This is a genomic window from Flavobacterium sp., from assembly GCF_017744675.1.
Lineage (GTDB): Bacteria > Bacteroidota > Bacteroidia > Flavobacteriales > Flavobacteriaceae > Flavobacterium.
This window is the reverse complement of record NZ_JAGIAV010000005.1, coordinates 247,271-259,573: the sequence shown is the minus strand read 5'-3', so window position 1 is coordinate 259,573 and position 12,303 is coordinate 247,271. Positions and strand designations below refer to the sequence as shown.

Sequence of the window (12,303 nt, the reverse complement as noted above, 5' to 3'; positions counted from 1 at the left end):
CACTATTTTAAAAGAAATATTTTCATTTAAGATTTGCGCTTTCGCGGAAGCGATAAAATAAATTGGCCGAGAATCGCCCTAAAGCCCATTATATCGATAATTTTCGGTAATTTGCAACCTCAAATTTTTACTGCTCAAAAACGGTAAATTTTACACTTGGAGTCCCTAAAAAATGCATTTAAACAAAATCTCATTATTTAATTACAAGAACTTTTCTGAAGCAAGTTTTGATTTCGACATCAAAATCAACTGCTTTGTGGGTAAAAATGGCATTGGAAAAACCAATGTGCTTGATGCTATTTACCATTTGGCTTACGGAAAGAGTTATTTTAATCCGCTTGCGGTTCAAAATATCAAACACGGCGAAGAGTTTTTTGTGATTGATGCCGAACTCGAAAAAAATGAGAGAACCGAGCAGATTGTCTGCAGCTTAAAAAAAGGGCAAAAAAAGGTTTTAAAGCGAAATGGAAAACCTTATGATAAATTTTCAGATCATATCGGGTTTATTCCGCTTGTAATTATTTCGCCAGCCGATCGCGATTTGATTATTGAAGGAAGCGAAACGCGCCGTAAGTTTATGGACAGCGTGATTTCGCAGTTAGATTCAACTTATCTACATGAATTAATACAAAACCAAAAGGTAATTACGCAGCGAAATGCACTTTTAAAATATTTTGCGCTGAATCATGTTTTTGATAACGACACCTTATCTATATATAATGAACAGCTGCAAGGTTACGGAAAATCGATTTTTGAAAAACGAAAAGATTTCCTCGAGCAGTTTATACCTATATTTAATGTACATCATCAAGCAATAACAGGATCTGAAGAAAGTGTACAGCTAGTTTATGAAAGTCATTTATTCGAAAAAGACCTTTTAACGCTTTTACAGGAAAACATCAATAAAGACCGAGCGCTACATTATACAACTGTCGGAATTCACAAAGACGATCTGTCTTTTGAAATTGATTCGCATCCGATAAAAAAATTCGGATCACAAGGTCAGCAGAAATCTTTTCTGATTGCTTTAAAATTGGCGCAATTTGAATTCCTAAAAAAACAAAGCGGTGTAAAACCAATTCTTCTATTTGATGATATTTTTGACAAGCTAGACGAAACGCGCGTTGCCAAAATTATAGAAATGGTAAACAGCGAAACCTTTGGACAGCTTTTTATTTCTGATACACATCCAGAAAGAACCGAAGCAATTGTAAAATCGACGCACCAGACTTATAAGATATTTAATTTGTGATTTATTTTTTTTTGCCACAAATTCCACGAATTTGCACTAATTTATTTTTAGCTTTTAACTTTGACACAGTTTCAAACTTTGTCAAATCTATGCGATAAATAATTAAAAATTAGCGTAAATTCGTGGAATTCGTGGCAGACCAAAAATCAGTCTTCCACAATAAACCTTAAAAACAACTGCAATAAAAAAGAATATGCTAACGAAAGAATCATTGCAATTTTTAGACGATTTAAAAAAGAACAACAACCGCGAATGGTTTCAGGAAAATAAAAAACGATATGAAATTTTCAAGAAAGATTACCATCAATTGGTAAGCGACTTTTTGGATGCCATGAAACCGCTTGATGCTTCACTTGAACTTCTTGAAATAAAAGATTGCACTTTTAGAATTAATCGCGATATCCGTTTTTCTAAAGACAAATCTCCTTACAAATCCCATTTAGGTGTTTGGATGTCGGCTGGAGCAAAAGGCGCAAACCGTTCTGGCTATTATGTGCATATCGAAAAAGGCGCAAGTTTTATTGCCGGCGGTTTTTATTCGCCAGATGCAGACGAATTAAAAAAAGTTCGTAAAGAAATTGCCTTTTTCTACGATGATTTACAAGAAATTTTAAACGACAAAAACTTCAAAAAAGAGTTTGGAAGCTTAGACATAAACGAAAGTAATTCGCTAAAAAGCATGCCGCGAGGTTATGAAAAAGACCATCCTGCAATTGAATTTTTAAAATTGAAAAGTTTTACTGCAACCCAAGTTTACAATGTTTCTGAAGTTTTGGAGAAAGATTTCGTAAAAAAAATGAGCCAAAAACTCATTGCTTTAAAACCATTAAACGAGTTCATCAACCGCGCTTTGGAAACTGAAGAATTTTAGAAATAAAAAAAATCGCCACGAATTCACGAATTATTCAAAATTAATTCGTGAATTCGCAGCGAAAAACTTTTATAATGAAAAGGAAAATACTTTTTCTTGGAGAATCTTATCGCGCTGATGCTATAACTTGGATGAAAGGCCTGAAGGAATTTGGCGATTTTGAAATTATCACTTGGGAACTTCAAACTTCCAACACTCACAGGTTCAAACGTATTTTAGAGTATTTCTTTGCTCCTCTTTCTATTCGAAAAATCATTAAAAAAGAAAAGCCAGATATGATAATTGCTGAAAGAACGACCAGTTACGGTTTTCTTGCGGCATTATCTGGATCTAAAACTATCGCTATCGCACAACAAGGCCGCACCGATTTATGGCCAGAAGAATCTAAATTGTATCCTTATAAAAAGTTCATTCAGAAATATGCTTTCAAAAATGCGCATTTAATTCACGCTTGGGGACCTGTAATGGCAGTTCACATGAAAGCAACTGGCGTTGATATGAATAAAGTTTTAATACTTCCAAAAGGAATTGATTTATCGCTTTTTACTCCTTCAACCAATCATTCGAACAAAATTAGCGCCATTGTAACACGTTCGCTTCAACCGGAATATCGTCACGATTCTATTTTAAAAGCTTTCGGAATTTTAAATCAAAAAGGAATCGATTTTACATTGACCATTGTTGGTGACGGAACAAGGTTACAATTTTTGAAAGATTTAGCTACAGCACTTCAAATCGAAAACAAGGTGATTTTTACAGGAAGAATTCCGAATACCGAACTTCCAAAATTATTACAGCAATCTAATATTTATATCAGCATGCCTATTACCGAAGGTGTTTCTGCTTCTTTGTTCGAGGCAATGGCTTCTAATTGCTTTCCTGTTGTTTCAGACATTCCAGGAAACCAAAGTTGGATTACGCATCGTGAAAACGGACAATTAATTGAAATTGATAATGTCGAAATGTTGGCACAAGAATTAATTTGGTCTTTCGAAAATCCTGAATTAAGAAACGAAGCAATTACTCGAAATAGAAAATTTGTGGAAGAAAATGCGAATTATGATATTAATATGAAGGTTATTTCAGAGAAATATCATGAGTTGCTAGACTCTAGAAGTATTTAACCGCAAAGTTCGCAAGGGTTTACGCTATGAACGCAAAGCTTTGCGAACTTTGCGCAAACTTTGCGTCTTTGCGGTTAAACCAAAACTTATAATTCATAATTTTGAACTATATTAAAAAGCCTTTTATTTATGGAAATCCAATCCAATTTTTCTTTAAAAAAATATAATACTTTCGGCATTGAAGCCAGTGCCAAACAATTTGTTGCTGTTCATTCTATTACTGAATTAAAAACAGTTTTAGCAGAAAACAAAAACGAGAAAAAATTTATTTTAGGAGGCGGAAGCAATATGCTTTTAACAAAAGATATTGATGCTTTGGTTATTCATATTGATTTAAAAGGAAAAAAAATCACAAAAGAAGATGACGATTTTGTTTGGGTCGAAAGTCAGGCTGGCGAAACTTGGCATGATTTCGTTCTTTGGACAATCGACAATAATTTTGGAGGTTTAGAAAACATGTCGCTTATTCCTGGAAACGTCGGCACAACGCCAGTTCAGAATATTGGCGCATACGGAACGGAAATAAAAGACACTTTTGTTTCTTGCGAAGCGATGAATATTGCCACTCAGGAAATGAAAACTTTCGATAACGCCGAATGTAATTTTGGCTACCGCGAAAGCATTTTCAAACACGAAGTAAAAGATCAATACATCATTACTTCTGTTATTTTTAAACTGACTAAACGCAATCATAAAATCAATACTTCATACGGAGATATTTTGGCGGAATTGGCCAAAAACAATATTACAGAGCCAACATTGAAAGATGTGAGCAATGCTGTAATTGCCATTAGACAAAGTAAATTGCCAGATCCAAAAGAATTAGGAAATAGCGGAAGCTTCTTCAAAAATCCGATTTTATTGAAATCTGATTTTGAAAAAATCCATCAAAAATTTCCAGAAATGAAATTTTACGAAGTTTCAGAAACCGAAGTAAAAGTTCCAGCGGGTTGGCTGATCGAGCAAGCCGGTTTTAAAGGAAAACGTTTTGGCGATGCAGGAGTTCATAAAAATCAAGCTTTGGTTTTAGTGAATTACGGAAATGCGACAGGACAAGAAATTTTAGCCGTTTCAAAAGAAGTTCAGAAAACGGTTTTCGAAACTTTTGGCATTCAAATCGAAGCGGAAGTAAATGTGATTTAATTTTCTTTTGCCACAAATTTCACGAATTGACACTAATTTAATTTGTGCCAATTCGTGAAATTCGTGACGACAAAACAACACAAAAAATGTATACGCCAGATTTATACAAAAACGAAAATCAAGAAGAAATCAGAGCTTTTTTGAAAGAAAACAGCTTTGGAATCCTGATTAATCAGACTAACGGAAAATTGTGTGCCACTCACATACCGATAGAACTGGAAATGAATGCTTATGGAAAAGAAATTTTGCAAGGGCATATTTCAAAACTGAATCCGCAAGCTGAAGGTTTTGCGGAAAACGATCAAGTTTTGGCGGTATTTACGGGGCCACATAGCTACATTTCTTCTTCGTGGTACGATCATGAAAATGTGCCAACATGGAATTATATAGCCGTAAATGTTTATGGAAGAATCAAAATTGTAGATTACGAAACTTCTGTAGAACAATTGAAAAAGCTGGTAGACAAGTACGAAGCAAACTCGAAGAACCCTGTTCGCGTTGAAGATTTATCGGCAAAAACAATGCGTGAAGCTCGAGGAATCTTTGGCTTTGAAATCGAAATTGAAGAAATACAAGCTACCAAAAAACTCTCTCAAAATCGCGACGATCACAATTATAAAAACATAATTTCGGAATTGGAAAAAACCGAAAACCCTCAGGCTATTGCTGTTGCAAAAGAAATGTCAAAATGCCGAAAGTAAATCGGTTTTAGCTATTGAATTTAGCGAATTCATAAGTACATTTGCAATCGCAGAACGTGAAATTAATAGAACCTAATAAATCAGATGCTTATATACATATTTTACTTTTTTATTGCTATTGTTGTAGTTCAATTATTTTATTATCTAGGAGTTTTTGGAAAATTTGCTTTTGCCAAACCACAACATGTGAAACCTAAAAATCTTCCGGTTTCTGTTATTGTATGTGCTAAAAATGAAGAAGAGAATGTAAAAAAATACATTCCGCTTTTGGCACAGCAAGATTATCCAGATTTTGAAATTGTTTTAATTGACGACGCCTCTAGCGATGAAACTCTTGAAGTTTTTGAAGAATTTGAAAAAGAATTTTCTAATATCCGTTTGGTAAAAGTCGAAAACAATGAGGCTTTTTGGGGAAATAAAAAATACGCCTTAACACTTGGCATAAAAGCAGCAAAGAAAGATTATTTACTTTTTACAGATGCCGATTGTTTTCCAAGTTCTAAAGATTGGATTACTTCTATGACTTCGCAATTCACTATGAACAAAACAATTGTTTTGGGTTATGGCGGTTATGAAAAAGTAGAACGCTCATTTTTAAACAAAATTATCCGTTTTGAAACTGTTCTAACAGCGATGCAATATTTTTCGTGGGCAAAAATCGGACTTCCTTATATGGGAGTTGGAAGAAATCTTGCTTATAAAAAAGAAGAGTTTTTTAATGTAAATGGTTTTATTGACCACATTCAGATTCGCTCTGGCGATGATGATTTGTTTATTAACCAAGCCGCAAATAAAGCAAACACTACTATTTCATATACACCTGAAAGCTTTACTTATTCAAAACCTAAGCTAACCTATAAGGAATGGTTTACTCAGAAAAGAAGACATATTTCTACTGCAGAGCATTACAAGTTTTTTGATAAAATGCAGTTGGGATTATTTTTCCTTTCACAATTATTTTTCTTTTTATTAGTTATTATACTATTAGCATTTCAATTCCAATGGATTGCCGTATTGGCAATTTTAGCGACACGCTATACTGTTGTATGGACAGTAATTGGATTCTCAGCAGGAAAATTAAAAGAAAAAGATATTAAAATTTGGTTTCCAGTTGTTGAGATAGCGCTTATATTAACGCAAATTAATATCTTTATAACTAATATCTTTTCAAAACCCGTATATTGGAAATAAACTCTAAAATAGAAAAAGCAAAAAAAGGCGATCAGATCGCCTTTACTTTTTTATTAGATCATTATTGGAATGAGGTGTATTCGTTTATGCTTAAACGAACCGAAAACGAAACCATCGCAGAAGATATTACCATAGAAACCTTCTCTAAAGCTTTTGACAAAATAGCTTCTTATAATCCAGAGTTTCAATTTAACACCTGGCTTATTGCAATCGCAAAAAACGTCTATATTGATTTGCTTCGAAAAAAGAAAACCAATCTTTTTATAGAAATCACAGACAACGAAGACCAACAGGCATACAACATTGCCGACCCTACTCCATCTGCAGAAGATGCTTTAATTAAAGAACAGAATCTTTCTCGTCTGCTCTTATGCATCAAAGAACTTAAACCGCACTACCAAGAAGTAATTCAGCTTCGCTATTTTCAAGAAATGTCTTATCAGGAAATTGCTGCTAAGATTGACGAACCTTTAAGCAGCGTTAAAGTAAAACTTTTGCGCGCTAAAAAATTATTAGCTGAAATTATAGAACGTAATAGATAATTTATTATCTTTAATTAAAGAATAAATTATTACTATTTTTATTCTTAAAAAGAACACATTTCCATAATCTAAAAACTACAACTTTCATGTTGTTAGCTAAACTCTTTCTGCGTATGATTTAAAGCTACTTAACCTTAAAACCCAAAAATCATGTCTAAATTAAGCATTTATGAAAACAAGTGGACCGATCTTGTTTTCGAGAACAAAAACAAAGAATACGGTGCGTATCAATTACGCCAGGAGAACTCCAAAAATTCTGTTACAGCTCTCTTTATGGGTTTATTGTTAATAACGGCTTTAGGAAGTGCACCTGTACTTATTAGCAAATTTAGGACTTCACCAGTTGAAGTTGATCCAGAACCTCAAATTTACGAACCAACGATTGTACACGTTGACCCGATTGTTGTGCCGCCACCACCAGCTCCGCCTGCACCAGTAGTTGAGCAAAGTGCTGTGAGTAAAACAGACGCCGCGCAATTAACAAATCCTGTAGTGACCAGAACACAAGATGCAGTTGAAAATATTGCACCAAACACAGATAATGGTCCTATTGTAGACAATACTGCAGGAACAGGAACTTCTGTCAATGTAATACCAACAACAGGAGGCGGAGGAAATGTAGATGTGACTTCGGTTGCGCCACCAAGCAACGAGCCGGTTTCTACAGCTATTTTGGACAAACTTCCAGAATTTCCAGGCGGAATTGCTCAATTTTACAAGTATGTTGGAAGCAATTTCCAAAGACCAGAACTTGATGCAGAAAAAACACTAAGAGTGTATGTTTCTTTTGTAGTTGAAAAAGATGGATCACTTACTGACATTATGGTAAAAAATGATCCTGGCTACGGAATGGGAAAAGAAGCTATTAGAGTTTTAAAATCATTAAAAACAAAATGGAGCCCAGGAATTCTAGATGGAAAACCTGTGAGAACTGCCTATAATCTTCCAATTACAATAAAAACGGAAGTTGATTAATATAAATATTTTGAAAAGTGGAAAAAGGCAGAACTTAGGTTCTGCCTTTTTTTTTATATTTAATTTTTGAATCAAACCAAGTCAAATTAAATTTCTCTTAATGCCTTTTACTTTTTCGCACCCTGCAATAATTCTTCCGTTAAGATATTTGCCAAAATCATGGTTTTCTTTAACAGCTTTAGTAATAGGAAGCTTAACTCCAGATTTTGAATACTTTATTCGCATGAAAGTTAAAAGTGATTATAGCCACACTTTAAGCGGTATATTTTGGTTTGATTTGCCTCTTGCACTTTTACTATCTTTTCTCTTTCATAATATAACTCGCAATCTTTTGTTTCAAAATCTTCCAACTATAATAAAAAACAGAATACTAATTTTTACAGATTTCAATTGGAATATTTATTTTAAAAAGAATTGGATTACCGTTACAACCTCTTTGCTAATCGGAATATCTTCTCATATTTTTTGGGATGCATTTACCCATCAACATGGTTATTTTGTAGAGCAAATCGGTAGTTTCAAAAATACAATATCCCTTTTTGGAAAAGAAATTCCATTTTGGAAAATAGCCCAACATTCCAGCACTTTAATTGGTTTTATTATCATACTATTCGCTTTCTCCAAACTTCCAAAAGGATCTTACCCTAAAACTTCTACTAATAATTTATATTGGAGTGCAGTAGTTTTATTTACGTCAGCTATTTTATTCATAAGATTCATCGTAGACCCAAAAGCCTTGAATTTTGGAAATTTAACCGTCACTTTTATAGCCTCTTTTTTAATTGCGATAACAGTCGTTCCATTAATAATTAAATTTGAATTAATTCCAAAGAAATAACAAAATCAACTACATTTACCACTGCAAAACGGAATTCATTTTAACTAAATTAAAAACAAAATAATGGGAATATTTTCAGCCATTCTGGGCAATGCAGGTTCTGTAAGTCAGGAAGATTTGATTAAGAAATACGGACAGCTTTTAACAACAAATGAAGAAATTGAAATGGGTTTTAAACTTATTCGCGATACTTTCATTTTTACCAACAAAAGATTAATCTTAGTTGATGTGCAAGGAATTACAGGAAGCAAAACAGAGTACAAATCTATTGCTTACAAAAACATCACAAGGTTTAGTGTCGAAACCGCAGGAACTTTTGATCTAGATGCCGAATTAAAAATCTGGATTTCTAGCGAACAACAACCAAGCATTGTAAAACAATTCAACAAATCGGTTAATGTTTATGAAGTGCAAAAGATTCTTGCCTTTCACGTATTAGGATAAAAAAACAAACCCAGCAAATAGAAATTTGCTGGGTTTTATAATTTAAGAAACAACTCTTATTTCTTTTTTGTTGTCGTTGTTTTCTTGGTTGTAGTTGTCTTTTTAGCAACTGGAGCTGTATTTACAATTTTTTGCTGTACATACGGTTTATACAAACCATCTTTTTCTGCTCTTTTCTTAGCATCATCAGCTCTTTTCTTAGAGTCTGGATGCGAACTCATCATTTGGTCGATAAATGAAGCTTCAGATCCTTCGCTCATTTTTGCCAAAATTCTAAAAGCAGATTCCTCGGCATTTACATCATAACCGTTTTTCTTCATGAAATTGTAAGCAAATAAATCGGCTTCAGACTCTTGTTTACGGCTATATTTACTGTCTATAATCGCACTTCCGATTTTCCCAAGCTGACTATCTGTAACTGTTGCTACAGTTGCCGATTGCGAAGCTGCTCCGTCCATCAAAGCTTCTTTTTGGTAAGCTGCACGAATAGCATCTCTCGAATCATTGTTTGCTACGTGCCCAATCTCGTGTCCAATTACAGCAATTAATTCGTTGTCATCCATAATATCCATTAAACCAGAATATACACGAACACTTCCGTCGGCAGTTGCAAAAGCATTTACTTCTTTCAATTTATAAACTTTATAATTTAAAGTAAACCCATCTCCTGAAGCATGTTTTCCAAAAACACGATTTAATCTTAGAGTGTAACCATCTGTTGGCCCTGCAATTTCATGCTCTGCATCTAATTTATCAACTGCTTCTTTAGATAATTTTGCTGCATCGGCACTACTAAAAGTAAAACCAGTAACTCCCTTTTGAACTGCTCCAATTGCTTTATCGCCAAAATTAATCTGCGCATTTGTTTTAGTGAAACTAAAAGCAGCCAATAAAACTCCCAATACAATAAATTTCTTTTTCATTTTTACTTTATTAATTTAATAACAAATATATTACAAAAACATCTTCGTATTCCCATCAGAAATTTAGTTTTTTTAACATTTAAAGGTATAAATTTTAAAGCACTAAAACACAACTAATTGCCATAATTACAACCTATTTCCATATTTACAGAGAAAAAATCTTTGTAAAATCAAAAAACAGACACCTAAGCGCACACATTTAACTTTTTTATTACACATAATTGAAGCGTAGTTCTACTCATTTTTAATGTCCAATTGCTAAATTAAAGCCTAAAGAAATCTTCAAATAAACTACATTCCGTATCTTTGTACTTTGAACATTGATATATGGAAACAGTCACTGAAAATACACTTACCGCAAAACCAAAGTGGTTAAAAGTAAAATTACCTATCGGACAAAAATATACTGAACTTAGAGGTTTAGTTGATAAATATAGTTTAAATACCATTTGTACTTCTGGAAGCTGCCCAAATATGGGAGAATGCTGGGGCGAAGGAACCGCGACTTTCATGATTTTAGGAAATGTTTGCACTCGTTCTTGCGGTTTCTGTGGCGTAAAAACCGGAAGACCAGAAACGGTAGATTGGGACGAACCTGAAAAAGTAGCTCGTTCTATTAAAATAATGAATATCAAACATGCTGTAATTACTAGCGTTGATAGAGACGATATTAAAGATGGTGGTTCTATCATTTGGATGGAAACGGTAAGAGCTATCAGAAGAATGAATCCTCAAACTACTCTTGAAACTTTGATCCCAGATTTTCAAGGAATTGAAAGAAACCTTGATCGTATTGTAGAAGCAAATCCAGAAGTTGTTTCTCATAACATGGAAACGGTACGACGTTTAACTCGCGAAGTTCGTATTCAAGCTAAATATGACAGAAGTTTAGAAGTGCTTCGCTACCTAAAAGAAAAAGGAATTAATAGAACTAAATCTGGAATTATGCTTGGTCTTGGCGAAACTGAAGAAGAAGTTTTCCAGACGATGACTGATTTGAGAAATGCAAATGTTGACGTAGTTACTATTGGACAATATTTACAGCCAAGTAAAAAACATCTTCCTGTAAAAGAATTTATTACGCCTGAACAATTTGCTAAATATGAAAAATTTGGTCTTGATTTAGGTTTCAGACATGTTGAGAGCGGACCTCTTGTTCGTTCTTCTTATAAAGCACAAAAACATATTTTATAAATTTTAGGTTAATCGTTTAACTGGTTAATCGTTTAATCGCATAGACGTTTAACGGTTTAAAACAATTAAACGATTTTAACGATTAAACGAATAAAACAAATAATTGAAAACAAGAATTGCTATTAATGGATTTGGAAGAATTGGAAGAAATTTATTTCGATTGCTTTTAAATCACCCCGAAATCGAAGTTGTTGCCATAAATGACATTGCTGACAATAAAACCATGGCGCATTTAATAAAATACGACAGTATTCATGGAGTTTTGCCTGCTGAAGTAAGTCATGATGAAAATAGTATTATTATAGATGGAAAGCATTTTTTCTTTTTTCACGAAAAAAACATTTCAAATATAGATTGGAAATCGCATTCGATTGACATTGCCATCGAATCGACAGGTAAATATAAAACGCATGAAGAATTAAATGCGCATTTGGAAGCTGGTGCAAAAAAAGTAATTCTTTCAGCTCCATCAGAAGTTGATACCATAAAAACAGTTGTTCTTGGTGTAAACGAAAATATATTGGATGGAAACGAAAATATAGTTTCTAATGCAAGCTGTACAACAAACAACGCTGCTCCGATGATTAAAATTATCGAAGAATTGTGCGGAATTGAGCAAGCTTACATTACAACTATACATTCTTTCACGACAGACCAAAGCCTTCACGACCAGCCACATAAGGATTTACGCCGTGCGAGAGGTGCTAGCCAGTCAATTGTTCCAACAACAACAGGTGCAGCGAAGGCATTAACGAAAATTTTTCCTAAATTGCATAATAAAATGGGGGGCTGTGGTATAAGAGTCCCTGTTCCAGACGGTTCATTAACAGACATAACCTTCAATGTAAAGCGTGCTGTAAGCATTGAAGAAATAAATAAAGCATTCAAACAAGCCTCAAAAACAAATTTAAAAGGGATATTAGATTATACCGAAGATCCGATCGTTTCGGTTGATGTAATAGGCAATACACATTCTTGTTTATTTGATGCACAGCTAACTTCAGTTATCGATAAAATGGTAAAAGTTGTAGGCTGGTACGATAACGAAATTGGCTATTCATCAAGATTGATCGATTTAATTTTACTGATAAGAGAAAAATAAGAT

The 12,303-nt window shown here is 33.7% G+C and carries 13 protein-coding genes; 12 read left to right on the top strand and 1 reads right to left on the bottom strand.

All coding sequences use genetic code 11. The features are described 5' to 3' along the window. The first annotated feature begins 172 nt into the window (after positions 1-172). From J7574_RS18175 to J7574_RS18130, 10 genes are all read left to right on the top strand, one after another. Entirely contained in the window at positions 173-1,252 is a 1,080-nt protein-coding gene (locus J7574_RS18175; protein WP_290971890.1) for a DNA replication/repair protein RecF, read from the top strand. A gap of 193 nt (positions 1,253-1,445) precedes the next feature. Beyond that, positions 1,446-2,123: a DUF2461 domain-containing protein gene (locus J7574_RS18170; protein WP_290971887.1), complete on the top strand. Its 678-nt coding sequence runs from the start codon at positions 1,446-1,448 to the stop codon at positions 2,121-2,123. 74 nt (positions 2,124-2,197) lie between these two features. After that, positions 2,198-3,247, top strand: a complete 1,050-nt coding sequence (locus tag J7574_RS18165) for a glycosyltransferase family 4 protein (RefSeq protein WP_290971884.1) — start codon at positions 2,198-2,200, stop codon at positions 3,245-3,247. Between the two features lie 129 nt (positions 3,248-3,376). Further along, positions 3,377-4,390, top strand: a complete 1,014-nt coding sequence (gene murB, locus J7574_RS18160; protein WP_290971881.1) for a UDP-N-acetylmuramate dehydrogenase — start codon at positions 3,377-3,379, stop codon at positions 4,388-4,390. Positions 4,391-4,476: 86 nt separating this feature from the next. Beyond that, positions 4,477-5,091, top strand: coding sequence for an FMN-binding negative transcriptional regulator (locus J7574_RS18155; protein WP_290971878.1), 615 nt, complete (start codon positions 4,477-4,479; stop codon positions 5,089-5,091). Between the two features lie 84 nt (positions 5,092-5,175). Then, the gene (locus J7574_RS18150) at positions 5,176-6,282 is read left to right on the top strand and encodes a glycosyltransferase (RefSeq protein ID WP_290971875.1); all 1,107 of its coding nucleotides are present in this window, start codon (positions 5,176-5,178) and stop codon (positions 6,280-6,282) included. Then, positions 6,273-6,824, top strand: coding sequence for a sigma-70 family RNA polymerase sigma factor (locus J7574_RS18145; RefSeq protein ID WP_290971873.1), 552 nt, complete (start codon positions 6,273-6,275; stop codon positions 6,822-6,824). The genes J7574_RS18150 and J7574_RS18145 overlap by 10 nt, the downstream gene beginning before the upstream one ends. Positions 6,825-6,974: 150 nt before the next feature. After that, positions 6,975-7,799: an energy transducer TonB gene (locus J7574_RS18140; RefSeq protein ID WP_290971870.1), complete on the top strand. Its 825-nt coding sequence runs from the start codon at positions 6,975-6,977 to the stop codon at positions 7,797-7,799. Between the two features lie 100 nt (positions 7,800-7,899). Beyond that, positions 7,900-8,637 carry a DUF4184 family protein gene (locus tag J7574_RS18135; RefSeq protein WP_290971867.1) on the top strand — a complete coding sequence of 246 codons (738 nt, stop codon included), beginning with the start codon at positions 7,900-7,902 and terminating at the stop codon, positions 8,635-8,637. A gap of 63 nt (positions 8,638-8,700) precedes the next feature. Next, positions 8,701-9,081 (top strand): PH domain-containing protein, encoded by a 381-nt coding sequence (locus J7574_RS18130; protein WP_113676403.1) that lies wholly within the window; start codon positions 8,701-8,703, stop codon positions 9,079-9,081. 56 nt (positions 9,082-9,137) lie between these two features. On the opposite strand, the gene J7574_RS18125 is transcribed toward J7574_RS18130, so the two are convergent. Then, on the bottom strand, positions 9,138-10,004 hold the full coding sequence (locus tag J7574_RS18125) for a M48 family metalloprotease (RefSeq protein WP_290971860.1): 867 nt from the start codon (positions 10,002-10,004) through the stop codon (positions 9,138-9,140). Between the two features lie 327 nt (positions 10,005-10,331). On the opposite strand from J7574_RS18125, the gene lipA reads away from it, so the two are divergent. Both lipA and gap read left to right on the top strand, forming a co-directional pair. Then, entirely contained in the window at positions 10,332-11,198 is an 867-nt protein-coding gene (gene lipA / locus J7574_RS18120) for a lipoyl synthase (protein ID WP_290971858.1), read from the top strand. A gap of 103 nt (positions 11,199-11,301) precedes the next feature. After that, on the top strand, positions 11,302-12,300 hold the full coding sequence (gap, locus tag J7574_RS18115; RefSeq protein ID WP_290971855.1) for a type I glyceraldehyde-3-phosphate dehydrogenase: 999 nt from the start codon (positions 11,302-11,304) through the stop codon (positions 12,298-12,300). Positions 12,301-12,303: the final 3 nt, after the last annotated feature.

Excerpts from the sequence above, each read along its gene's own strand:
- J7574_RS18175 (WP_290971890.1), top strand. The coding sequence starts at position 173 with ATGCATTTAAACAAAATCTCATTATTTAATTACAAGAACTTTTCTGAA.
- J7574_RS18170 (WP_290971887.1), top strand. The coding sequence starts at position 1,446 with ATGCTAACGAAAGAATCATTGCAATTTTTAGACGATTTAAAAAAGAAC.
- J7574_RS18165 (WP_290971884.1), top strand. The coding sequence starts at position 2,198 with ATGAAAAGGAAAATACTTTTTCTTGGAGAATCTTATCGCGCTGATGCT.
- murB (WP_290971881.1), top strand. The coding sequence starts at position 3,377 with ATGGAAATCCAATCCAATTTTTCTTTAAAAAAATATAATACTTTCGGC.
- J7574_RS18155 (WP_290971878.1), top strand. The coding sequence starts at position 4,477 with ATGTATACGCCAGATTTATACAAAAACGAAAATCAAGAAGAAATCAGA.
- J7574_RS18150 (WP_290971875.1), top strand. The coding sequence starts at position 5,176 with ATGCTTATATACATATTTTACTTTTTTATTGCTATTGTTGTAGTTCAA.
- J7574_RS18140 (WP_290971870.1), top strand. The coding sequence starts at position 6,975 with ATGTCTAAATTAAGCATTTATGAAAACAAGTGGACCGATCTTGTTTTC.
- J7574_RS18135 (WP_290971867.1), top strand. The coding sequence starts at position 7,900 with ATGCCTTTTACTTTTTCGCACCCTGCAATAATTCTTCCGTTAAGATAT.
- J7574_RS18130 (WP_113676403.1), top strand. The coding sequence starts at position 8,701 with ATGGGAATATTTTCAGCCATTCTGGGCAATGCAGGTTCTGTAAGTCAG.
- J7574_RS18125 (WP_290971860.1), bottom strand. The coding sequence starts at position 10,004 with ATGAAAAAGAAATTTATTGTATTGGGAGTTTTATTGGCTGCTTTTAGT.
- lipA (WP_290971858.1), top strand. The coding sequence starts at position 10,332 with ATGGAAACAGTCACTGAAAATACACTTACCGCAAAACCAAAGTGGTTA.